Raw genomic sequence first — 21,477 nt, 5'->3', positions numbered from 1 at the left:
ACCAGGATCCTCGCCGTCGTCGCCGACCAGGGCACGGGGGCGACGGCGCGGGCGAAGACGGCGGCGTTGGCCACCCCGGCGAAGAGCGCCAGGCAGGCCCCGGCCAGCGCCAGCGCGAAGTCGGCGGCCGGCCGGCGGGCCAGCGCGAAGACGCCCGCGGCGACGGCGCCGAGGCCGGTCAGCAGCGCCCAGACCTGCCCGCCGAGCAGGCCGGTCAGCACCCCGCCCACGCCCCGCGCGCCGGCGTCCACCTCCCGGCCCACGGTGAACACCACCGCGGCCACCCCGCCGACGACCAGCAGCCCGCCGAGCCCGGCCAGCGCCCGCGCGCCCGGCCCGGAGCGGGCCGGCAACAGCCCGAGAGCCCCCACGGCCAGCAGCCCGACCGTGGCGACCACCCACCAGACGTACGCGTCCGGCGGCGGCACCCAGTCGAGGGTGCCGCGGATCTCCCCCGTCCCGGTGTCGGTGCGCAGCGGCACCGTCCAGTCCCGCACCCGGTGCTCCCGGTCGGGGGCGGCCCGCACCTGCGGCGGCGGCGCCGACTCCCGCCAGAGCACCCGCTGGTCGTGCCAGCGCACCGTGGCGGAGTCGTCGACCCGCCGCCAGTCCGGCGCGGCGGCGGGGTTCGCCTCGGCGGGCAGCCGCGTGTCCCCGGCGATGGTCCGGTTCAGGTACGTCGCGGGGGAGCGGACGTTCTCGTACACGCCGTCGGGGCCGACCCGCAGGTAGGGCTCGCCGGAGTAGCCGAGCACCTCGACGGCGCGGTCGCCGGTGTTGGTCAGCTCCAGCCGCGCGCCCGCCTCGATCACCCGTACGCTCAGTCCGGGGCGGGCCGGGGCGACGGCGGTCACCTCGGTGCGGTAGTCGGTGCCGTCGGGCGCGTCCGCGCCGTGCGCGGCGGCCGGGGCGGCGAACGCGATCGTCGCCGTCAGCGTGCCGGCGAGCACCAGGCCGGCACGGGTCACCAGGTCGCGGATCACCTGCCGGCCGCCTCCACCGCCGACTTGATCCCCTCCGGGCTGCGGTCGGCGATCTCCTCGCCGTCGACCAGGATCGTCGGGGTGCCGGTGATGTTGGCCTTGCTGGCCTCCTGCGTCACGTGCTCGGTCCACGGTTTGAAGGTGCCCTCCCGCAGGCAGGAGGCGAAGCCGTCCCGGTCGATGCCGGTGCCCGCCGCAATGTCGGCCAGCTCCCCGTCGCTGAGCCCCGCGCCGCCCTCCGGCGGCTGCCGGTCGAACAGCGCCTTGGCGTACTCCCGGTAGCGGCCGCCCTCCGCCGCGCAGCCGGAGGCGGCCGAGGAACGGGTCGAGTACTGGGTGCTGGAGAAGCGGTTCAGGTACGCCACCGGGTGGTAGACGACCCGCACCTTGCCCTCGCTGATGAGCTGGTCGATGGTCGGGCCGCTGGCCTGCTCGAACTGCTTGCAGGCCGGGCAGAGGAAGTCCTCGTAGATGTCGATGGTGACCGGGCCCGAGCCGGCGACGACCCCGGTGCCGTCCTCGGTCGAGCCGGTCGGCGCGGTGAAGTCGTCGGAGCGCTGGCTGGAGTAGACGCTCCAGCCGATCAGGCCGGCGACGACCAGGACGGCCACGGCGGCCACGGAGACCCAGAGCGTCCGCTTGCGCCGCCGCTCCCGGGCCAACTGCTCGCGGACCACCCGGGCGGAGCCCTTCTGCCCCTTGCGACTACTCATCCTCGTCCTCCACGGATGCGTCCCCCGCCAGCCAGCCGTCCACCGAGACGGGGGTGCGGGGCCAGATCAGCAGGAATCCGGCCAGCGCCAGGAATCCCAGGTCCCGGAGGATCTCCGGGAGGTAGCTCGGGGTCTGGCCCTCGGCGAGCTCCCCGCCGGCGCCGAAGCAGCCGCAGTCGATGGCGAGGCCCCGGCTCCAGGCCGAGACGATGCCGACGATGAAGACCACCAGCAGCGCCGCGGACACCCCGGCGGAGAGCCGGGTGGCCAGGCCGAGGAGCAGCAGCAGGCCCAGCGCCAGCTCGACGAAGGGCAGCGCCGCGCCGATCACCGTGGCGAGGTCGTACGGCATGACCTGGTACGCGTTGACGGCGCGGCCGGAGGCGGCCAGGTCACCGACCTTGCTGCCGCCGGCGACGAGCCACACGGCGGCCAGGCCCAGCCGGACGGCGACCCCGATCCAGGGGCGGACGGTGGGCCAGCGGGCGACCCGGGTGTGCGGTGCGGTCACGATCATTGGTCGTCCCGTCCCCGGTGGAAGTTCCCGGTCATCCGGCGAGGGCGTCGCCGACCGCCTCGACGAGGTCGTTGCGGGCCCGGGCCACCCGCGAGCGGATGGTGCCCACGGGCACCCCCTCCACGGCGGCGGCCTCGGCGTACGACAGGCCGAGCAGTTGGGTGAGCACGAACGCCGCGCGCCGCTCGGCGGGCAGCCGGCGGACCAGGTCGGCGGCGCCGAACTGGCCGGCGGGGTCGGGGTGCGGCCGGTCGGTCCAGGCGTCGGCGGCGAGCCGCTCGCCGAGCCGGCGGCGACGCACGACCGTGCGCAGGTGGTCGGCGCAGGCCCGGCGGGCGATGCCCAGCAGCCAGGTGCGCGCGCTGGAGCGGCCCTCGAACGCCGGCAGCGCCCGGAACGCCCGCAGGTAGGTGTCCTGGGTCAGGTCGTCGGCGCTGTCCGGATCGACGAGCGCGGCGGTGAAGCGCCACACCTCGGCCTGGGTCAGCCGGACGAAGGCGGCCTGGGCGACGGGGTCCCCGTCACGGGCGGCCAACGCCCACTCGGTCGCCGACTCCCGCGCAGCGACGCCCGCGTCACCGGTCGGACTGGCGGCGGAGGTCTCGCGCGGGGCGGGGATCACGACAGTCCAGGTTACGCGGCGGGGCCGGGCCGGGGAGGGTCCTTCGACCCTTCCATGGCCTGCGCCACCCCGGGAACTAAACCGGTGCGTCGCACGACTATCCCCACATGACATGCGACGACGTACGTGCGGCGCTGTCGGCGCGGCTGGACGGCGAGGACCCGCTGGCGGCGCCGGCGGTGCTGGACGCGCACGCGGAGAGCTGCCCCGGCTGCCGGGCCTGGCTGACCCGCGCCGAGCAGGTCACCCGGCTGGTCCGGGTGCAGGCGGTGGCGGTGCCCAATCTGACCGCGTCGGTGCTGACGGCGGTCGCCGCCGATTCGCTGGCGGCCGGACGCACCCGGGCGGCGGCCAGGGCGGCCCGCCGTCAGGTGCTGCGGGTGGCGGTCGCGGTGGCCGCGGTCGCCCAGTTGGCGATCGCCCTGCCCGTCCTGCTGGCCGGGCTGGGCGTGACCGTCGACCCGCACACCAGCCGCGAGATGGCCTCCTTCGACGTGGCGCTGGCCGTCGGGTTCGCGCTGGCCGCGTGGCGACCCGAGCGCGCCCGGGCGTTCGTGCCGGTGGCGCTGGTGCTGGCGGTCTGCCTGGCCGGCACCAGCGCGGTGGACATCGCCAACTCGACGACCGCGCTGGTGCACGAGGTCGGGCACCTGGCCGCCGTGGTGCAGGCGGGGCTGCTGTGGGCGCTGGGACGGGTCAGCGACGAGCCGCACCGCCGGCCGTCGACCGCACTCCTGGCCCGTCATGGCTGACGTCGCCCCGGGCGGGTGGGTTCCGGCGGCGCGGGGCATGGTCGGAGTCGCGCCGGACCGGTGGGATTCGAGAGCATTGCCGGCATGAGTGTCGCCATCCGCCGCCCGATCGCCCGGCTGCTCGCCGTCGCCGGCCTGCTGGTCACCGTCGTCGCCCTGCTGATCGCCCCCGCCGGCCCCGCCAGCGCCCACGCGGTGCTGGTGAGCAGCAGCCCCATCGCCTCGGCCGTGGTGTCGAACGCGCCGGCGGAGGTCGTACTCACGTTCAGCGAGTCCGTCCGCAAGGTGTCCGGCAAGATCCGGGTGATCGCACCGGACGGCTCCCGCGCCGACCGCGGCGAACCGACCTTCGAGGGCACCGTGGTCACCGTGCCGGTCGACCCCGCCGGGGCGCGCGGCACCTACCTGGTCAGCTACCGGGTGATCTCCTCCGACAGCCACCCCGTCTCGGGCGCGTTCACCTACTCCGTCGGCGCGCCCTCGACGCCCCCGGTCGACAGCGGGGACGACAGCCGGGCCGACCCGGTCGTCGGCAACGCGGTCAAGGTCGCCAAGTACGCCGGCTACGCCGGCCTGCTGCTGCTCGTCGGACCGACGCTGGTGCTCGCCGCCCTCTGGCCCCGGCGGCTGCCCCGGCGCGGACCGGCCCGCCTGGCCTGGGCCGGGCTCGGCCTACTGGCGGTCTCCACGGTGGCGAACCTCCTGCTCCAGGTGCCCTACACCGCCGGCGGCGGCGTGTTCGACGTCACCGGCGAGGGGCTGAGCGACGTGCTGGGCAGCTCCTTCGGCGCCGCGCACCTGGTCCGGCTGGGCCTGTTGGCCGCGGCGGCGTTCCTGCTCCGACCCCTGATGGCGGGGCTGGTCGAGCGGAGCGATCTGGTCATCCTCGGCGTGCTCGGGGCGGCGGCGCTGGTGACCTGGCCGCTGGCCGGGCACCCGGCGGCCTCGCCCGCCCCGGCGGTCTCCGTGGTCGTCGACGCCGTCCACCTGGGCGGCATGGCGGTCTGGATGGGCGGGCTGGTGATGCTCGCCGTCTTCCTGCTGACCCGGGCCGACGAGCGGGAGCTGGGCGCGATCCTGCCGATCTGGTCGCGCTGGGCGGCGCTGGCCGTCTCGGCGCTGCTGCTCGCCGGCACCGTCCAGGCGCTGATCGAGGTGGCCACCCCCCGCGCGCTGGTCGACACCACCTACGGCCGGCTGGTGCTGGGCAAGATCGGGCTCTTCGCGCTGGTGATCGCGGTGGCCGCGTACTCCCGGCAGCTGGTGCGCCGGCGCACCGCGGCCGGCCGGCCGACGTCGATGCGGCGGGCGGTCTGGGCGGAGCTGGCGATCACGGCGGTGGTCCTCGGCCTGTCCGCCGTCCTGGTGCAGACCACCCCGGCCCGCACCGCCGGCGCTGACGTGGCCGGCGCGCCGGGCCGCTTCTTCTCCACGACGCTGTCCAGCCCGAACTACGACCTCCAGATCGAGCTGGACCCGGCCGAGCGGGGCAACAACACCGTGCACTTCTACGCGTACACGAAGGACAACCGGCCCCAGCCGGTGGTGGAGTGGCGGGCCACGGTCGCCCTGCCGGCGGCGGGGATCGAACCGATCCAGGTCCCGCTGCTGCCGTTGACCGACAACCACGCCACCGGCGAGATCAACTTCCCGGCTGCGGGGGAGTGGCAGTTGCGCATCACGGCCCGCACCTCGGACATCGACCAGGCCACGGTGACCACCACCGTGCCGATCAGGTAACAGGAAGGCTCGCACCATGATCCGTCACCGGCGTACCGCAAGCGCCGCCGCCGCACTGGCGCTCGGCGCCGTCGCCACCGCCGTCCTCGGCTTCGCAGCGCCCGCCTCGGCCCACGTCACGGTCAACCCGCAGGAGGCGACCCAGGGCGGCTACGGCCGGTTCGCCTTCCGGGTGCCGAACGAGAGCGACACGGCCTCCACCACGAAGCTGGAGGTCGTGCTGCCGGAGAACGCGCCCGTCGGCTCCGTGTCGACAATGCCGGTGCCCGGCTGGACGGTGGCGGTGGAGAAGCGCAAGGTGGACCCGCCGGTCGAGGTGCACGGCAGCCAGCTCAGCGAGGTCGTCTCCAAGCTCACCTGGACGGCCACCGGGAGCGCGGCGGTCAAGCCCAGCCAGTTCCAGGAGTTCCCGGTGTCGATGGGGCCGCTGCCGCAGGTCGAGACGATGGTCTTCAAGACCTTGCAGACCTACTCCGACGGCAACGTGCAGCGGTGGATCGAGGAGCCGCTCCCCGGCGGCGAGGAGCCGGAGAGCCCCGCCCCGGTGCTCACCCTCACGGCGGCCTCGCCGTCGACCGCCCCCACCGGCGCCGCCGCGCCGCAGGCCGCCGGCGACGACGACGATGACGACGCCGGGAGCGACGACGTGGCCACCGGGCTCGCAGTCGCCGGCCTGGTCGCCGGCGTGGGTGGCCTGCTGCTCGGCGGGCTCGCGTTCTCGCGTACGCGGCGGGCGCCGACGTCGCAGGAGTGACCCGGTCGTACCGCTCGCCGGCCCGTCGGATCATCCGGCGGGCCGGCTGCATTCTGGCCCCGTGCCGTGGATATCCGCTGCTGGTTCGCCCCACGTCGGTAAGGTCGGCCGGGTATCCGGCTACGGAGGGGGACGAGGCGAATGCGGATCGTGCGGGTGCTCGCCGCCATGCTGCTGCTGACGATCGGGATCACGGGGCTGCTCGCCGGTGGGGCGCTCACGCTGCTCGCCCGGCAGGCCGACCCGGGTGGCGCCTTCAGCGCCCGGTTCGAGACCGTGCAGACCGCGGGTCACGCGATGGTCGTCCGGGACGTCGACGAGCTGCTGCGGACCGAGGCGCCGTTCACCCGCGCCGGGCAGGCCCGGCTCCGGCTGGACGCGCGGACGCCCGACGGCCCGGCCTTCGTCGGGCTGGCACCCGCCGACGAGGTGCGGCGCTGGCTCGAGCCGGTTGCGCATGCCGAGGTGCGCCGGGTGGTGCTGGCCCGGGGGCCCCTGCCGGTCCGGTTGCAGCCCGCCGGTCCCGCGCCGTCCGTCGGCGCCGCGCCGTCGGTCACGCCGATCAACCAGCCCTTCTGGGTACGCGAGGGGATCGGCGCCCTGGAGTGGACCCCGGCGGAGCTGGCCGACCGGCGGCTGAGCCTGGTGGTGATGCGTCCCGACGGGCGGGCCGACCTGAGCCTGGAACTGCGCGCGGGGCTGCGCGCCGGCTGGACCGCCCCGGCGACCGCCGGACTGCTGGCCGGCGGGGTGCTGGCGGTGGCGCTGGCCCTGCTCCTGCTGCGCCCGGTGCGGCCCCGCGAGGTGGTCTTCGTGGTCGAGCCGGACCAGGTGCCGGTGCTCGCCGGTCGCCTCGGGGTGACCTCGCTCGGCGGCCTCGGCGCGCAGCCGACCCGGGACAGCGACCGGTCGCGCGTCGCCGGGCGGCAGCTCGCCTCGGTCGGCGCCGCTCCGACGGGGGCCCGGCCGGCGATCGGGCCGGTGCCCGCCCGCCGCCCCGCGACGCTCGCCGACCTCGCCGGAGGCGACCCGGCACTCCGGCCGCCCGAGGTGAACCTCACCCTGGCCTGGCCGCCCGCCGCCCCCGAGGAGACGGCCGGCCCGGTCGTCGCGGCGGACCGCCCCCGCCCCGCCGCTCTCGACGCCGCCGCACCCGGCGCTGGCACTCCTGACGCCGCGTCCGACGCCGTCGCTCCCGGCGTTGGCACTCCTGACGCTGGCGCTGCCGAGGCTGGCGCTGCCGACGCTGGCCGGCAGTCGCGCGACGATCTGCGCTGACCCGCGTCCGGTCTTCGCCCCGCGCCGGCAGCCCACGAGGTCCCGGACGGCGGGCGGCCCTCCGCGCTGCCGACGCGGAGGGCCGCTCTCACCGGGGGATCGGTGCTACCCGAGACACGTCTGAGGTAGTTACAGCCAGATTAGCCACGAAGGGAGCTACTTGGGAAGACTGTCCATTTCCCCCGACCTGCGCCCCTCCCGCCGCACCGGCAGGGTCACCAGCAGCAGCAGGCTCAGCAGCACGTACGTGTTACGCACCAGGAACTCGCCCGGCGAGTCCGTACGCACCGGGGCGATGCCCCAGTCGTGGAAGGTCACCACCCCGTACACGATGAGGGCGGAGGTGCCGACGGCGAGCGCCGCCAGCCGACGTCGCCGACGGGCGCCCTCGCCGGTCGTGGCGTCGGCGCTCAGCGCCGCGTCCGTCAGCACCACCACCGCCGGGATGAACCAGTAGATGTGGTGGGTCCAGGTGATGGGGCTGACCAGCGAGCCGACCAGCCCGGTCAGGGCGAGGCCGGTGAGCATGTCCCCGGCGCGGGCGGCCCGCGCGGCGCGCCACAGCCCGTACCCGGCGACGACCGCCACCAGCAGCAGCCAGAGCAGCTGGTGGGGCTTCTCCGGCGCGGTGATGCGGCTGAGCAGGCCGAACAACGACTGGTTGCCGGTGTAGTCGGTGCGGCCGACCCGGTCGGTCGCCCACAGCTCGTGCGTCCAGAACCGCCACGAGTCGCGCGGCGCGACCGCGGCGGCGAGCAGGGTCGCGGTGGCGGCCGTCGCGCTCGCCACCGCCGCCGCCCGCCACCGGCGGGTGGCCAGCAGGTAGACGATGAAGATGCCCGGGAAGAGCTTGAGCGCCGTCGCCAGCCCGACGCCCACGCCGGCCCACCGGCTCGCCCGGGGTACGGCGAAGAGCAGGTCCGCCAGGATCAGCACGACCAGCAGCATGTTGATCTGACCGAAGGTGATCGTCTCGCGGGTGCTCTCGACGGCCAGCACCAGCAGGACCGCCACGGTGAGGCTGAACACACGGGGCAGCCCGTGCCGGGCGATCACCGGCGCGAGCAGCCACCGGGTCGTGACCACCACCGCCAGGCCCGTCAGGACCGTGAAGATCGCCACGGTGGCGCCAAGCGGCAGCAGCGCGAACGGGCGCAGCAGCAGCGCGCTGAACGGCGGATAGGTGAAGTAGAGCTCGCCCTGCACCCGGTCGGGCTGCACGTAGTCGTAGAGCGGGTTCCCGGCCGCCCACCAGTCCATCGCCCGCATGTAGATCTTCAGGTCGAAGAAGTCGTGCACCAGGCCGGGCAGGTAGAGGGCCGGCAGCACGGCGGCCAGCGCCAGCAGGGCGACGAGCCGACGGACCGTACGGCCACCGGGATCGTCGTCGGTGACGGCGGGCGGTGCGGCGGGTTCGGCTGGCACGGAGGAAACCCTAGCGGTCACCGCGCGCCCCGGTGCGCGGGCGCGCGGCCGGGTGGGCTGCGCGTAGGCTGTCCCGGTGGCTGATCTTCTCGTCTGGATCGACTGTGAGATGACCGGGTTGGACCTCGGCAGGGACAAGCTGATCGAGGTCGCCGCGCTCGTCACGGATCCCGACCTCAACGTGCTCGGGGACGGCGTCGACGTGGTGATCCACGCCGACGAGGCGGCGCTGGAGGCGATGCCCGAGATCGTAACGACGATGCACGCCAAGTCGGGGCTGACCGAGGAGGTCCGGCGCTCCACGGTATCCCTCGCCGAGGCCGAGGACATGGTCCTGGACTACGTGGCCAGCCACGTGAAGGATCCGCGTACGGCGCCGCTGTGCGGCAACTCGATCGCCACCGACCGGGGCTTCATCACCCGGGACATGCCCCGCCTCGACGCCCACCTGCACTACCGGATGATCGACGTGTCTTCGATCAAGGAGCTGTGCCGCCGCTGGTACCCGCGGGTGTACTTCGGCCAGCCCCAGAAGGGGCTCGCGCACCGGGCCCTGGCCGACATCCGGGAGAGCATCCGGGAGCTGGAGTACTACCGGCGGACCCTCTTCGTGCCCCTGCCCGGGCCGGACGTGGAGACCGCCAAGGCGATCGCCGCCGAGCTCTGATCCAACCCGGCGGAACCCGCTGGACGCGGCGGGCGGGGGTGGGGCTATTATTGGTCCGCACCCCGCCCGGGGCGATCGACCGGGCGTGGATCCATCGGGTGTGAACGGCATGGTGGCTGTAGCTCAGTTGGCAGAGCACCGGGTTGTGGTCCCGGTTGTCGTGGGTTCAATTCCCATCAGTCACCCGGTGACCGAAGGCCCCCTCCTCGCGGAGGGGGCCTTCGGCGTTGCGGGGCTCAGGCGGTCGGGGTGGGCGTGGGCTCGCCGCTCTCCTCCGGCGCGGCCTCGGTCGGCGGCTCGTACGGCAGGGCGCTGCCCTTGACGTACTGCTCCCAGCTCATGTTCCAGTCGGTCCAGCCGTTGCCGTTCTGGAGCTTGCGCTCGGTGCCCTTGACGGTGATCGGGTCGCCGACGCGGGTGTTGGCGAACAGCCAGGCGCCGTTGGCCATCGAGACGTTCACGCAGCCGTGCGAGACGTTCACCCGGCCCTGCTGCCCCTCCGACCAGGGCGCCGCGTGGATGAACTCGCCGCCCCAGGTCAGCCGCTGGGCGTAGTCGATCTTGGTGCGGTAGCCCTCCTCGGGGCCCAGCTCCTCGAAGGTGTCGAAGACCGTCTTGCGCAGCTTCTCGATGACCACCATCGTGCCGCTGGAGGACGGGGTGCTCTTCTTGCCGAGGCTGACCGGGATGGTCTTGATCACAGAGCCGTCCTTCGTGACGGTCATCCGCTTGGTCTTGTTGTCCACCGTCATGACCACCGCCGGGCCGACCTTGATGCCGACGCTGAGGTCCGCCCGGCCGTACCAGCCGCCGCCCAGCGGCAGGCCCCCGGCCTGGACCCGGTAGGAGACCGTGCTGTTCGCCTTCCAGAACTCCTTCGGGCGGTAGCGGATCTCGGTCGGGCTGACCCAGTGCCAGATGCCCTCCTGGGCCGGTACGGAGGTGACCGTCATCCGGCTCTGCACGTCGTCGCGGTAATCCTCCGGGACGGCCCGGCTGAACTTCACGATCAGCGGCATGCCGACGCCGACGACCTGGTCGTCACCCAGGAAGCTGCTGATCCGGACCTGCTTGCCGGGCTTCGCCATGGTGGTGAAGGTGCTGGTCGCCGTGGCCGGTCGGCCGTCGTCGCCGGTCGCGGTCACCGTCGCGGTGTACGTCTCGCCGTACTTCAGCGCGCCGGCGGGCAGCCAACTCTTGCCGTCGGCCGCCAGCTCGCCCTCGACGGCCCCGCCGGCGGAGTCCTTCAGCTCGACGCTGGTCTGCTCCGCCTCCGTCGCCGTGAAGGTGATGCCGGTGGACGCGGGCACGTCCTTCGCGTCGGCCTTGGGCTCGACGATGGTGGCCGCCGCCTTCGGCGCGGCGGGCTGGTCGTCGCCGTTCTGCCAGCCGCCCGAGGGCTTGCCCCCGCCGCCGTCGGTGCAGGCGGAGGCCAGCGCGAGCGTCACGGCGAGCACCGCCGCCGCGAACCCACGGCGGCGTCGACTCCGCCGGTCGTCCCCGTGCCGGATCAGCTGGTCCTGGACAGCTCGCATGATTCCCTCACAGTCGTGGTCCCCGGTTGCCCATCGTCCCTCAGTGACGCACCGGGGCAGGTACCCGTTCCGCAAGGTGAACCGAAACACGCCGTACGAGATATCCGGATGTTGATAAAATCCGAGGCTTTGCCGAGGCTCGCTCGCCTCTCCCGACCCGCCGTATGCGCCGGCAGCGCGGCTCCCGGGCGTCGCCCGCGTCGTGGGCCCGCGCGGCGTCGGGGCAGGGCCATGAAGACGGCGACCGGCCCGCGAGTGCGGGCCGGTCGCCGGATCGTCGGTGGGCGTGCCTCAGAAGGGCGATCCCTCGCCGGCCTCCGGCACCGGCACCGCGCTGCCCTTGACGAACTCGGACCAGCTCTGGCTCCACGCCGTCCAGCCGTTGCCCGGCGCCAGCTTGCGCTCGGTGCCCTTGATGGTGATCGGGTCGCCGACCTTGGTCTTCCCGAACAGCCAGCGGGCGTTCGCCGTGGAGACGTTGACGCAGCCGTGCGAGACGTTCTGCCGGCCCTGCACGTGCTCCGACCAGGGCGCCGCGTGGATGTACTCGCCGCCCCAGGTGAGCCGCTGGGCGAAGTCGATCTCCGTGACGTAGCGGTTCGCCGGGTCCGGATCGTCGCGGGTGTCGAAGACCGTGGACTCCTTCTTCTCCATCACGACCATCGTGCCGCTGGAGGAGGGGGTCTTCTTCTTGCCCAGGCTCACCGGCAGGGTGCGGACCACCTGGCCGTCCTCGTACACCGTCATCTTCTTGGTGGCGTTGTCCACCTGCATCTCGAACGCCCGGCCGATCTTGGCGGTCGCCGCACGGTCGACGTTGCCGTAGCGGCCGTTGCTCAGCGGGATGCCGGCCAGTGCGATCCGGACGGTGAGCGTGGTGCCGGGCTTCCAGTACTCCGGCGCGCGGTAGTAGGCCTGGGTGCCGTTCTCCACCCAGTGCCAGGCGCCCGGCTGCGGCGGATCGGTCTGCACGAACATGCGCTTCTGCACCGCCGCCCGGTCCTTCTTCGGGATCCCCGGGTGGAACTCGGTGACCACGGGCATCGCCACGCCGTAGGTCTTGTCGTCGAAGAGGTAGAGGCCGGAGCTGATCACCGACTTGGGCTTCGCCATCGTCGTGAAGGTGCTCTTGCCCTGACTGGTCGTCCCGTCGGGGCCGGTGGCGGTGACCGTGGCCGTGTAACGGGTGCCGTACTTCAGCGGCTTCGACGGCACCCAGGACGAGCCGTCGGCGCGCAGGCGCCCCTCGACCTGGCCGCCGTTGGCGGCGGCCAGCGTGACGCTGGACACCTTCCCGCCACCGGGCACCTCGGCGCTGATCTCGGAGCTGACCGGCCGGTTCTTCCCCCCGTCGGCCGGGCTCACCGTCAGCGGCGGACCGCTCGGCGCGGCCGGGGTGCCCGGCTCGGCCGCCGTACCCGCCGCATCAGGTGTGGCGGACGTGGCCGGCGCGGTGCCGCCGACGAACTCCGCCTGCTTCTTCTGCTCCGCGCCGCAGCCCGTCAGAGCCAGCGACGCCACCAGGCCGAGGGCGCCCACCATCGCCCCGGCCCGCGCGAACATGCCCATCCCCACCTCTGTTCTCGCGTACCTGGCGCACATCGTGCCGCATGGTCGCCGCTTGTCCGCCCCCTGTCCTCGCCTGCCCGGTCGATTCGTCCACGAATGCCCGGTAAGCTCGGCCGAAGGGAGGAGCCGGGGATCGGATTGGAACCCCCCTCGGGAGGCATGCTAATCTTCTCCCCGTTGCCAACGAGCGCCGCTAGCTCAACTGGCAGAGCAGCGGACTCTTAATCCGCGGGTTCGGGGTTCGAGTCCCTGGCGGCGCACCAGCAGTAACACCCTCAGGGCCGGTCATTGAGACCGGCCCTGACTCCTTTTGGTGACCCCTACGTCAGGCCTCGAACAGATAACCCAGCTTGTCTGTGATCGACCGCTGGGCCCGTCGCGTGACCTCGACGTGGATCAGTTTGGTGATCGTCGGGGAGCTGTACCCCGAGACGTCTTGGTTCTTCTTCATCGGTACGCCCTGCTTTGGAGCAACGTCGCGCACGGGTGACGCAGGTCATGGAAGCGCACTCGACGTAGCCCGGCGCCGCCGAGGAGCCGGACGAAGTGCCGGTTGAGGTTGCGTGGCACGTTGGCGCCCGTGCCGCCCAAGGACCCCCTTCCAGATCCGGCCCGGTGGAGCACCATGGCGATCTACGTGCGATAGGCGCAACGATCAGGGGCCAAGTGCGGTCAACCACGGCCAACGCCGACCGATGCGATGCGAGGGCGCACATGAGATCCCCACCTGCGTTACCGCAGGTGGGGATCTCTTTAGCCCGGCGAAGGCTATGTGGCCAGGGGCGGGGCCGAACCGCCGACCTTCCGATTTGCAGTCGGGAGGTCCGATGGGCTGCCCGGGAGGTCAGGCAAGCCGTTGGGCGCGGGTGGCGATGACCGTCGCGGTGCCGCTGTTGGACAGGCCGGAGATCAGGTACGCCCGGTAGGTGCCGTTCGGCAGCACGGTCCACAGGTCCGGGGTGCCGTCGGCGTTTATGTCGGCGGCCTGCAGCGTGGTGATTGCGACGCCGGTGTTCCAGTTCGCCGCCACCTGGTACTGGGTGTGGGTCAGCGTGCCGGTGCCGTCGCCGTTGTCGATCATGGTGGCTCCGGTCCACAGGTACAGGGCACCGGTGCCGGCGTTGCGCAGGAAGAGCGCGATCCCTGAGGCGGTCTCGGTGCTGGCGAGGCTCCAGTTCTGCCAGTCGGTCCCGCCGGTCGGCGTGGGGTTGGTCAGACCCGTGACGCCGTAGTAGAGGCCCGGCGCGTAGTAGTTGGGGTGGTAGCCGAGCCGGTAGCCGTTGGTGGCGTCCCCGGCGATGCCGAGCAGGTCCGGGATGCCGGTGTCGACGCCGTCAGCCTGGAACGCGTTCACCAGTTGCAGCGGGCTGTTGCCGTTGGCGTCGATCAGATTGTCGGAGAAGATCGAGAACTGGTTGCCGCTGACCGGGTTGTTCATCGTGCCGTCCCCGGCACCGCGGATGACGCCACCGTTACCGGCGGAAGTCCCGGTCGGGTAGTAGTACAGGAAGTCCTGGTGCTCGACGCCGGTGAAGCGCCCAGTGATGACCTGGGCGCCATCGAAGTCGGCCGGGGAGGCGTTGCCGGTGACACCGTTGCCGCGCAGGCCGACGTTGCTGGCCGGAGTCTGCACCTGGCCGGTGCCTACGCCGGTCTTGCGGGACTTCACGCCGAGCCCGGACCAGACGCCGGAGCCCAGACCGGTGCCCGGACCGCCGACAGCGACCAGGTCGGGCACCCCGTCGCCGTTGAGGTCCTTGTCGACCGGGCCGGTGGTGACGGCGGGCGTGGGTTTCGGCGCGGCCTGGGCTGGCAGGACCGGGGCGAGCGCGGTCAGCGCGAGCGCAACGGGCGCGGTCCAGGCGAGCATGCGCCGGGTACTGAAGGAATTCGTCAAGGGTTCCCCCGTGCTGTGAGTTGTCTGCCGCTGGGACGGTAATTGATGGCGGCAACTGCCACGACTCCGTTGCGTCCGGGCTTCGGGCCGGGCATAAGTTGGCTGTGCAGCGAAATTGGCCGACAGGCGCGGTCAGAGGCCGACTGGAGGCTACAAGGCGAGCAGGCCAGCGGTAGGGATCGACGCCAGTCGACAGCAGTCTTACTTTTTCGAAGGCAGGGGCCGCAGCTCAGGAAAGCCAAGGAAGGGGTGAACCCTGCGCGACCCAACGGGCCGCAGGACGAGCACCGCAAGCCGACGACCCTGCCTGCGTCTCGCGCGTCCCCGGCTCGGCGCCTTGGCCGGCGGGTCGGCCGGGGCACCCGGTCTGGTGCCTGGGCCGACCCGCCCCGGTGGATCGTTGCTGTCACATGACGTGTATGAAGGTCGCCCAGCCGTGCCCGATTTTGACGGGGTTGCCGAGGCCGGGTCCGCTGTGGGGGTAGTACCAGAGGTTTCCGTTGGCGTCGATTCCCAGGATGTCGGCGGCGCCGTCGCCGCTCCAGTCGGCGGCCATGACGTGTTTGAAGGTCGCCCAGCCGTATCCGATTTTGACGGGGTTGCCGAGGCCGGCTCCGCTGTGCGGGTAGTACCAGAGGTTTCCGCTGGCGTCGACTCCCAGGACGTCGGCGGCGCCGTCGCCGCTCCAGTCCGCGGCCATCACGTGCTTGAAGGCCGCCCAGCCATTCCCGATCTGCGTGTAGCCGGATAGCTGGTAGCTGTTGTTCGGGTAGTACAACAGCCTTCCTGAGGAATCGACCCCTAGGATGTCGGCGGCGCCGTCGCCGCTCCAGTCGGCGGCCATGACGTGCTTGAAGGCCGCCCAGCCGATCCCGATCTTCACCGGGGTGCTCAGACCGGAAAGGTTGTGCGGGTAGTACCAGAAGTCGCCGTTGGCGGCGACCCCCAGGACATCGGCGGCACCGTCACCACTGAAGTCGGACACCCGTTCGCCATCAGCTCCCGGCAGGCTGGTGGAAAGGGAGTTCTGGCTCACGGGTGCGGTGCCGGTGGGGTAGTTGGTGCCGTTCTCCACGGTGTTGGGGATCTCGCGGCTGAGTTGGGAGTCGCAGTAGACGACGTTCCAGTGCAGATGTGGACCGGTCACATTTCCGGTGGCACCGGACGCGCCGATGTGCTGCCCCTGCGCCACCCATTGTCCTCTGTCGACGATGGTGGCACTGAGATGGGCGTACTGGGAGCATCGATTGTTGCCGTGGTCGATCAGGGCGATTATGCCTCCGCCGCTGCTCCATCCCTCGTAGCGGACGGTGCCGGCGGCCGAGGCGACGATCGGGGTGCCCTGCGGCATCGCGAAGTCGACGGCGTGTCGGTTGTAGCCGTCGTTGTGGGAGTAGCCGCTCCCGGGGGTCTGGGTGATGGTGTACGCGTGTCCAGCCCGGTAGGGCAGCTTGAATGGTGCGCCACTGCCGGCGAGCGCGGACCCCTGAGGAACTAGGATGCCGAGCACGGCGACAAGCGCAGCCATGCTGACTGCGATATCGCGACGCAAATGAGCCTCCGTGCATCTGTGTGGAAAATAGACCTTGCGACCGCACGCCCGTGAGCCGCGGGCCTTCGGGCGCGATCTGGCCCAGAGGGTGTCCCAACGAGGCCGAGACTGTCAAGATCGCCAATGGCTCAATGCGTCGTCGCCGCCCTGGGCCGGCTCGGGTAAGAGCAGCAGCGCCCCGGTTGCGGCGTCGGCGGCCGGGGCTGGGCGACCTGGCTGGCTCGGGCGGTGACGACGGGGCAGGCGCCGGACGTTGACGTCCTGCGCGCCCGCGTCGTCGCGCACGAGGAGCGCTGGCGGGGGACGATCGGCGGCTGTCCCGCCGCGCCCGAGGGGAACACCCTCGACGTGGCGGCCAGGATCCTCGACCGGCTCGGGCACTGACTGTCGGCGCCCGGCGCGTGTGCGCGGAGTTGCCATAATCGAAGCGTGTCTGTCCCGAGACGGCGTCGCTCGTCCCATCCCGCGATCGCTGGCGCGGTCATCGCCGCCGTGGCCACGGTGATCGCGGCGGCCATTCCCGTCGCGCTGGAGCTGACCCGCGACAGCAGCGGCGGCGGTGCCGCGCCGCCGGTCCAGGGTGCCCCGTCCAGCGGGCAGCCCTCGCCGACCCCGCCGGCGGCGCCCACCGACCCCGCCCCGACACCCGAGTCGCCCGCGGTCACCGCGTCGCCGTCACCCCCGGCCGGCGTGGTCCCGCTGACGGAGATGCGCGAGGTGGACGACTTCGAGGGCTGGGAGCAGGAGCCGCTGACCGTCGCCGGCAAGCGGCACGAGGCGGTGCTGACCGCGTCTCCGTGCTGGTTGAACGACAGCTTCACGGTCACGTTCGTGGTGAGCCGGCAGTTCCGGGTCTTCGAGGCGGCCGTGGGCATCGCCGACGAGTCCCCGAAGGCCATGCCGCTGCGGTTCACCGTGCTCTCCGACCGCAAGGAGGTCTTCACCACCACGGTCGGCCTCGGGAGGACCCGCCCGGTCAAGGTGGACATCAGCGACTCGACCCAGGTGTCGCTGCGGGTGAGCACCACCAGCGTCGAGCAGTGCCACGGCGACAGCCTCGGCGCCTGGATCGCGCCGCGGGTGCGCCGGTGAGCGCCGGCCCGTCGATGTGACGGTGGCGGCGCCCGCGCGTCCCCGGAGCGTGCCGGGCTCCGACCCGGCGGCCGGTGGGCGGGCCCCCACCGGCCGTTCCCGCGCCCGCCTGTCGGGGTCGTGGTCGAGGATGTCCGACCCGGTGGTCGGTGGGCGGGCCCCCGCCGGCCACCGGGTCGGGGCTCAGTGGGTCGGCCGGGGGGTGATGATGAAGGCCAGGACGGCGGCGGCGACGGCGATGACGGCGCCGGTGGTGAAGCCGCGGGTGAAGCCGGCGGTGCTGGTGCCCGCGATGCTCGCCGCGGCCATGCTCGACACGACGGCGGCGCCGAGCGAGGCGCCGAACTCGTGGAAGGTGCTGACGATGCCGGACGCCAGACCGGCCTCCTGCGGCGCGACCTGACCGAGCGCGACGGCGGACGCCACGACGAAGAGGACGCCCGTGCCGGAGGCGGCGACGCTCACCCCGATGACGAGGGCCGCGGTCCCGTCGACCACGGCGGGGACCGCCATGCCGGCCGCCGCGACGAGCAGGCCGAGGACGCCGAGGGTGCGCGCCCCGATCCGGCCGATGACGCGGCCGGCGGCGTTCGCGCCGAGCATGGTCGTGATCGCCACGGGCAGGAAGAGCAGCCCGGTGCGCAGGGCGCCGTAGCCCTGGTGGTTCTGGAGGTAGAACGTGCCCAGGAAGAAGACGGTGATCATCAGCGCGGTCGCGACGAGGATCAGCAGCGCCCCGGTCGCCACCGGCCGGCGGAGCAGCAGCCGTACGTCCATCAGCGGGCTCGCGGCGCGGCGCTGCCGGACGACGAACGCGGCGTAGAGGAGCACGGCGGCCACCAGCAGCGCCAGGATCGTCGGGTTGACCCAGCCGACGTCGCCGGCGCGGATCAGCGCGTAGATCAGCGATCCGGTGGCGGCCGTCACCAGCACCGCGCCGGGCACGTCGAGCCGGCCCGGCGCGCCGGTGGGCGCCTGGGGCGGAAGCTGCATCCGGAGGGCCAGCAGCAGGATGATCCCGACCGGCACGTTGACGAAGAACACCCAGGGCCAGCCCGGCCCGGCGGTGAGCAGGCCGCCGAGGAGGACGCCCAGGGCGGCACCGCCGCCGCCGAGCGCCGACCAGATGCCGAGCGCCTTGTTGCGCTCGTCGCCGTCGAAGATCGTGACGACCAGGGACAGGGCGGCGGGGGAGAGGAGCGCCGCCGCGAGGCCCTGCCCGACGCGACCGCCCAGCAGCATGGGGCCGCTGGTCGCCAGCCCTGCCGTCAGGGAAGCGGCGCTGAACAGCAGGAGCGCGGCGAGGACGAGGCGCCGGGCGCCGAACAGGTCCGCGGCGCGCCCGCCGAGCAGCAGCAGGCCGCCGAAGGTGAGGGTGTATCCACTCACCACCCACGTGAGGGCTTCCCGGTCCATCCCCAGGTCCGACCCCATGTGCGGCAGGGCGATCGCGACGACGGTGACGTCCAGGATCAGCATCAGTTGGGCGATGCCGACGAGGCCCAGGATCCGCCAGCGCTGCGGATGCGGACTCGCGGGTGTGGGAGTTTCGGTTGCGGTCACAGGTTCGGCCATGGCTGCCAGGCTCCTCCGCCAAGTTGAACGGTAGTGTTCAAGTTACGGAGACACGTTAACTCATGCACGTCTGTTCGACTTAGGGGAATCTCCATGACTCGCCCACTCGCCAAGCCGACCCGCCGGGCCGACGCCCAGCAGAACGTGGAGAGGATCCTGGAGGCGGCGGTGAGCTGCCTGAGTCGCGACCCCGACGCCAGCGTCAGCGACATCGCGCAGGCGGCGCGGGTGGGACGGGTGACCCTCTACGGTCACTTCCCGTCCCGGGACGCCCTGGTCGAGGCCGCGCTGACCCGGGTGCTGGCCGAGGGGGAGGAACTCCTCGCGGGCCTCGACCTGACCGGCGACCCACGGGATGCCCTGCGTGTGCTGATCCGGTCGAGCTGGCTGCTGATCGCCCAGTCGAGCGCCGTGCTGGAGGCGGCGCAGGCGTCGCTGCCGCCCGAACGCGTGCACGAGCTGCACGCCGAGCCGGCGCGACGCGTCGACCAGTTGATCCGCCGGGGTCAGGACGAGGGGGTGTTCCGGGTCGACCTGCCGGCCAGCTGGCTGACCAGCGTGCTGCACCACATCATGAAGGGCGCCGCCGCCGACGTGGCCAGCGGAAAGGTGGACCGGGCGGACGCCCCCCGCCTCATCTCCGAGACGGTCCTCGCCGCCTACCAGGTGAACGGATAGCGGACGTCCCGGCGCGGGGCGTCGTCGCTGGTGCTCCATCGGAACCCCACCGGATTGCGAGGACCCGGCTCGATACTGCGGAGATGCGTGGGAAGGAGTGCGTGATGTCCGTAGCCGAGTCCGTAACGGTACTGCTCGCGGCACCGCGTGCGTTCTGCGCCGGTGTCGAGCGTGCGATCGAGATCGTCGAGCGTGCGCTCGCCAGCCGGGGCAGCCCGGTGTACGTCCGCAAACAGATCGTCCACAACGCGCACGTCGTCGCCGACCTGGAGTCGCGCGGCGCCGTGTTCGTCGAGGAACTCGCCGAGGTGCCCGCCGGCGCGACGGTGGTGTTCTCGGCGCACGGGGTGTCGCCCGTGGTGCGCGCCGAGGCCGACCGGCTCGGCCTGGAGGTGTTCGACGCGACGTGTCCGCTGGTGGCGAAGGTGCACACGGAGGCGCGCCGGTACGCCGACCGTGGGGACACCGTCCTGCTCGTGGGGCACGCGGGGCACGAGGAGACCGAGGGCACCCTGGGTGAGGCGCCGGAGCGGATGCTGCTCGTGCAGTCGCTGGAGGACGCGCACACGGTCCAGGTGCCCGACCCGCACCGGGTGTCGTACCTGACCCAGACCACGCTCGCCGTGGACGAGACCGCCGAGGTGCTCGACGTGCTGCGCCAGCGGTTCCCCGCGCTGCGTGGACCGTCCTCGGCCGACATCTGCTACGCCTCGACCAACCGGCAGACGGCGTTGCGTACGGTCGCCGAGGAGTCCGACCTCGTGCTCGTGGTCGGCTCGACCAACTCGGCGAACACGCAACGGCTCGTCGAGCTGGCCCGCCGGGCGGGCCGACCGGCCCACCTCATCGAGGACGCGGCGGAGATCCTGCCGGAGTGGCTGGTGGGTGTCACCACGGTCGGGGTCACCGCGGGCGCGTCCGCCCCGCCGCGCCTGGTCGAGGGCGTGGTCGAGGCGCTGCGGGCGCGCGGGCCGGTGACGGTCGTGGAGCGCGAGGTCGCCCGCGAGACCATCGAGTTCACCGTGCCGGGCGCGGTGCGTTCCCTCTGACACCGGACCGCCGCCCGGCGGGCCGCCCGCTGCCCGGTGCACCGCGCGTCCGGAGCGCCCGCCGCCAACCCGCCCACCGCGCGGCGCCCGGCGGACCGCGTGTGCGGGGCGGTCCGGCGGGCGCCGCGCGGGTCGGCTACGCGGAGGCCTGGTACGTCGACTGCATCTTGTGCGAGAACCACTCGCCGACGGTCACCCGGTCGAGCCCGGCCTCGGCGCTCTCCTGGGCCAGCGGGCGCATGGGCTCGATGGTGGTGTCGTGGTTGGGCAGGTAGAAGAAGGGGATGGAGACGCGCGACGGCGCGTCCGTCCCCTCCGGGTTGACCACCCGGTGCACGGTCGACGCCCACCGGCCGCCGGTCCAGAACGCCATCAGGTCGCCGATGTTCACCACGAAGCTGCCGGGGATGGCGGGCACGTCCAGCCAGTCGTCGTCGCCGCGCCGCACCTGGAGACCGCCCAGCTCGTCCTCCACGTAGAGCACCGTCAGGCTGCCCCAGTCGGTGTGCATCTCCCGCCGCAGCACGCCGTCGTCGGGCGTCGGGTAGTAGTAGTTGGCGATGATCAGCGACACGTGCTCGTCGAACTTGCTGTCGAAGAAGTCCTCCGGCAGCCCGAGGGCGAGTGCGAACAGCCGCATGATGTCCGCCGACAGCTCGGTCATGGCGGCGATGTACTCGTACCAGACCGCCTTGAAGTCGTCGTCCGGCCAGATGTTCGCCGCCTTCCAGGTGGCCGGGTGCGTGCCCAGCCGGGCGCGCTCCTCGTCGCTCAGGTCGCCCGTCACGTGCGCGGCGAACGCCTCGTACGGGCCGCCCGGGCGGCGCAGGCCCGACACTCCGGAGCCGCGGTTCGCGCTCCGGTCCTTCTCCTCCTCCGGTCGGGTGAAGAAGGTCTTCGTGGTGGTGTACATGCGGTTCACCAGCTCCCGGGGCACGCCGTGCCCCACGACGGTGAAGAACCCCGAACCCTCGCACGCCTTGCCGATGGCTGCCGCGATGGCCGCGCGCCCCTCGGCGGTGGTGCGGCCCGACAGGTCGATCGCCGGTACGAAATCCTGGACCACAACGGGTTCCACA

At 72.7% G+C, this 21,477-nt stretch carries 21 protein-coding genes and 2 tRNA genes; 11 read left to right on the top strand and 12 right to left on the bottom strand.

Annotation, left to right across the window (positions count from 1 at the left end; all coding sequences use genetic code 11):
• The 4 genes from RM555_RS29725 to RM555_RS29710 form a co-directional block, all read right to left on the bottom strand.
• A partial coding sequence (locus tag RM555_RS29725) for a hypothetical protein (RefSeq protein WP_311414821.1) occupies nt 1–983 on the bottom strand: 983 nt, incomplete at its 3' end.
• Nucleotides 980–1,696 carry a DsbA family protein gene (locus RM555_RS29720; RefSeq protein WP_311414820.1) on the bottom strand — a complete coding sequence of 239 codons (717 nt, stop codon included), beginning with the start codon at nt 1,694–1,696 and terminating at the stop codon, nt 980–982. The genes RM555_RS29720 and RM555_RS29725, both read right to left, overlap by 4 nt.
• Nucleotides 1,689–2,213, bottom strand: a complete 525-nt coding sequence (locus RM555_RS29715) for a MauE/DoxX family redox-associated membrane protein (RefSeq protein WP_311414819.1) — start codon at nt 2,211–2,213, stop codon at nt 1,689–1,691. The genes RM555_RS29720 and RM555_RS29715 overlap by 8 nt, the downstream gene beginning before the upstream one ends.
• Before the next feature lie 31 nt (nt 2,214–2,244).
• Nucleotides 2,245–2,835 (bottom strand): sigma-70 family RNA polymerase sigma factor, encoded by a 591-nt coding sequence (locus RM555_RS29710; RefSeq protein WP_311414818.1) that lies wholly within the window; start codon nt 2,833–2,835, stop codon nt 2,245–2,247.
• 107 nt (nt 2,836–2,942) lie between these two features.
• On the opposite strand from RM555_RS29710, the gene RM555_RS29705 reads away from it, so the two are divergent.
• From RM555_RS29705 to RM555_RS31115, 4 genes are all read left to right on the top strand, one after another.
• The gene (locus tag RM555_RS29705; RefSeq protein ID WP_311414817.1) at nt 2,943–3,587 is read left to right on the top strand and encodes a zf-HC2 domain-containing protein; all 645 of its coding nucleotides are present in this window, start codon (nt 2,943–2,945) and stop codon (nt 3,585–3,587) included.
• Between the two features lie 75 nt (nt 3,588–3,662).
• Nucleotides 3,663–5,327: a copper resistance CopC/CopD family protein gene (locus RM555_RS29700; RefSeq protein ID WP_311414822.1), complete on the top strand. Its 1,665-nt coding sequence runs from the start codon at nt 3,663–3,665 to the stop codon at nt 5,325–5,327.
• Between the two features lie 16 nt (nt 5,328–5,343).
• Nucleotides 5,344–6,081: a YcnI family copper-binding membrane protein gene (locus RM555_RS29695; RefSeq protein WP_311414816.1), complete on the top strand. Its 738-nt coding sequence runs from the start codon at nt 5,344–5,346 to the stop codon at nt 6,079–6,081.
• Nucleotides 6,082–6,222: 141 nt separating this feature from the next.
• Nucleotides 6,223–7,359, top strand: coding sequence for a hypothetical protein (locus RM555_RS31115; protein ID WP_396888866.1), 1,137 nt, complete (start codon nt 6,223–6,225; stop codon nt 7,357–7,359).
• 156 nt (nt 7,360–7,515) lie between these two features.
• Here the strand turns inward: RM555_RS31115 and RM555_RS29685 are convergent, their stop codons facing one another.
• Nucleotides 7,516–8,784, bottom strand: coding sequence for a glycosyltransferase family 87 protein (locus RM555_RS29685; RefSeq protein WP_311414815.1), 1,269 nt, complete (start codon nt 8,782–8,784; stop codon nt 7,516–7,518).
• 76 nt (nt 8,785–8,860) lie between these two features.
• Between RM555_RS29685 and orn the strand changes: the two genes are divergently transcribed.
• Together orn and RM555_RS29675 are read left to right on the top strand one after the other, a co-directional pair.
• Nucleotides 8,861–9,451, top strand: a complete 591-nt coding sequence (gene orn / locus RM555_RS29680; protein ID WP_311414814.1) for an oligoribonuclease — start codon at nt 8,861–8,863, stop codon at nt 9,449–9,451.
• Between the two features lie 112 nt (nt 9,452–9,563).
• A tRNA-His gene (locus RM555_RS29675) sits at nt 9,564–9,636 on the top strand.
• A 51-nt stretch (nt 9,637–9,687) separates the two neighbouring features.
• Here the strand turns inward: RM555_RS29675 and RM555_RS29670 are convergent.
• Both RM555_RS29670 and RM555_RS29665 read right to left on the bottom strand, forming a co-directional pair.
• Entirely contained in the window at nt 9,688–10,986 is a 1,299-nt protein-coding gene (locus RM555_RS29670) for a L,D-transpeptidase (RefSeq protein ID WP_311414813.1), read from the bottom strand.
• A 291-nt stretch (nt 10,987–11,277) separates the two neighbouring features.
• Nucleotides 11,278–12,555: a L,D-transpeptidase gene (locus RM555_RS29665; protein ID WP_311414812.1), complete on the bottom strand. Its 1,278-nt coding sequence runs from the start codon at nt 12,553–12,555 to the stop codon at nt 11,278–11,280.
• Between the two features lie 187 nt (nt 12,556–12,742).
• Between RM555_RS29665 and RM555_RS29660 the strand changes: the two genes are divergently transcribed.
• Nucleotides 12,743–12,818, top strand: a tRNA-Lys gene (locus RM555_RS29660).
• Between the two features lie 62 nt (nt 12,819–12,880).
• Here RM555_RS29660 and RM555_RS29655 read toward each other — a convergent pair.
• The 3 genes from RM555_RS29655 to RM555_RS29645 all read right to left on the bottom strand — a co-directional run bounded on the left by RM555_RS29655 (nt 12,881) and on the right by RM555_RS29645 (nt 15,980).
• The gene (locus RM555_RS29655) at nt 12,881–13,006 is read right to left on the bottom strand and encodes a hypothetical protein (protein WP_311414811.1); all 126 of its coding nucleotides are present in this window, start codon (nt 13,004–13,006) and stop codon (nt 12,881–12,883) included.
• A 393-nt stretch (nt 13,007–13,399) separates the two neighbouring features.
• Nucleotides 13,400–14,425 (bottom strand): hypothetical protein, encoded by a 1,026-nt coding sequence (locus RM555_RS29650; protein ID WP_311414810.1) that lies wholly within the window; start codon nt 14,423–14,425, stop codon nt 13,400–13,402.
• A 433-nt stretch (nt 14,426–14,858) separates the two neighbouring features.
• Complete coding sequence (locus tag RM555_RS29645; protein WP_311414809.1) at nt 14,859–15,980, bottom strand: VCBS repeat domain-containing M23 family metallopeptidase; 1,122 nt, start codon at nt 15,978–15,980, stop codon at nt 14,859–14,861.
• 252 nt (nt 15,981–16,232) lie between these two features.
• Here RM555_RS29645 and RM555_RS29640 point away from each other — a divergent pair, with 252 nt between their 5' ends.
• Together RM555_RS29640 and RM555_RS29635 are read left to right on the top strand one after the other, a co-directional pair.
• Nucleotides 16,233–16,388: a hypothetical protein gene (locus RM555_RS29640; protein WP_311414808.1), complete on the top strand. Its 156-nt coding sequence runs from the start codon at nt 16,233–16,235 to the stop codon at nt 16,386–16,388.
• Nucleotides 16,389–16,433: 45 nt separating this feature from the next.
• Nucleotides 16,434–17,096: an NPCBM/NEW2 domain-containing protein gene (locus RM555_RS29635; RefSeq protein ID WP_311414807.1), complete on the top strand. Its 663-nt coding sequence runs from the start codon at nt 16,434–16,436 to the stop codon at nt 17,094–17,096.
• 183 nt (nt 17,097–17,279) lie between these two features.
• Here RM555_RS29635 and RM555_RS29630 read toward each other — a convergent pair whose 3' ends face one another.
• A complete protein-coding gene (locus RM555_RS29630; RefSeq protein ID WP_311414806.1) occupies nt 17,280–18,671 on the bottom strand; it encodes an MFS transporter in 1,392 nt (463 codons plus the stop codon).
• Nucleotides 18,672–18,764: 93 nt separating this feature from the next.
• Between RM555_RS29630 and RM555_RS29625 the strand changes: the two genes are divergently transcribed.
• Nucleotides 18,765–19,349, top strand: a complete 585-nt coding sequence (locus RM555_RS29625) for a TetR/AcrR family transcriptional regulator (RefSeq protein WP_311414805.1) — start codon at nt 18,765–18,767, stop codon at nt 19,347–19,349.
• 104 nt (nt 19,350–19,453) lie between these two features.
• A complete protein-coding gene (ispH, locus tag RM555_RS29620) occupies nt 19,454–20,398 on the top strand; it encodes a 4-hydroxy-3-methylbut-2-enyl diphosphate reductase (protein WP_311414804.1) in 945 nt (314 codons plus the stop codon).
• Nucleotides 20,399–20,534: 136 nt separating this feature from the next.
• Here the strand turns inward: ispH and RM555_RS29615 are convergent, their stop codons facing one another.
• Nucleotides 20,535–21,476, bottom strand: a complete 942-nt coding sequence (locus RM555_RS29615) for an isopenicillin N synthase family dioxygenase (RefSeq protein WP_225852038.1) — start codon at nt 21,474–21,476, stop codon at nt 20,535–20,537.
• Nucleotide 21,477: the final 1 nt, after the last annotated feature.

It is taken from the genome of Micromonospora reichwaldensis (genome assembly GCF_031845925.1).
GTDB lineage: Bacteria > Actinomycetota > Actinomycetes > Mycobacteriales > Micromonosporaceae > Micromonospora > Micromonospora reichwaldensis.
The sequence above is the reverse complement of the archived record's forward strand: the minus strand, read 5'-3'. Positions and strand labels throughout refer to the sequence as shown.

Bases quoted from the DNA above. Each gene is read 5' to 3' on its own strand.
- RM555_RS29720 (WP_311414820.1), bottom strand. From the start codon at position 1,696: ATGAGTAGTCGCAAGGGGCAGAAGGGCTCCGCCCGGGTGGTCCGCGAG.
- RM555_RS29715 (WP_311414819.1), bottom strand. From the start codon at position 2,213: ATGATCGTGACCGCACCGCACACCCGGGTCGCCCGCTGGCCCACCGTC.
- RM555_RS29705 (WP_311414817.1), top strand. From the start codon at position 2,943: ATGACATGCGACGACGTACGTGCGGCGCTGTCGGCGCGGCTGGACGGC.
- RM555_RS29695 (WP_311414816.1), top strand. From the start codon at position 5,344: ATGATCCGTCACCGGCGTACCGCAAGCGCCGCCGCCGCACTGGCGCTC.
- RM555_RS31115 (WP_396888866.1), top strand. From the start codon at position 6,223: ATGCGGATCGTGCGGGTGCTCGCCGCCATGCTGCTGCTGACGATCGGG.
- RM555_RS29670 (WP_311414813.1), bottom strand. From the start codon at position 10,986: ATGCGAGCTGTCCAGGACCAGCTGATCCGGCACGGGGACGACCGGCGG.
- RM555_RS29665 (WP_311414812.1), bottom strand. From the start codon at position 12,555: ATGGGCATGTTCGCGCGGGCCGGGGCGATGGTGGGCGCCCTCGGCCTG.
- RM555_RS29655 (WP_311414811.1), bottom strand. From the start codon at position 13,006: ATGAAGAAGAACCAAGACGTCTCGGGGTACAGCTCCCCGACGATCACC.
- RM555_RS29650 (WP_311414810.1), bottom strand. From the start codon at position 14,425: ATGCTCGCCTGGACCGCGCCCGTTGCGCTCGCGCTGACCGCGCTCGCC.
- RM555_RS29645 (WP_311414809.1), bottom strand. From the start codon at position 15,980: ATGGCTGCGCTTGTCGCCGTGCTCGGCATCCTAGTTCCTCAGGGGTCC.
- RM555_RS29630 (WP_311414806.1), bottom strand. From the start codon at position 18,671: ATGGCCGAACCTGTGACCGCAACCGAAACTCCCACACCCGCGAGTCCG.
- RM555_RS29625 (WP_311414805.1), top strand. From the start codon at position 18,765: ATGACTCGCCCACTCGCCAAGCCGACCCGCCGGGCCGACGCCCAGCAG.
- ispH (WP_311414804.1), top strand. From the start codon at position 19,454: ATGTCCGTAGCCGAGTCCGTAACGGTACTGCTCGCGGCACCGCGTGCG.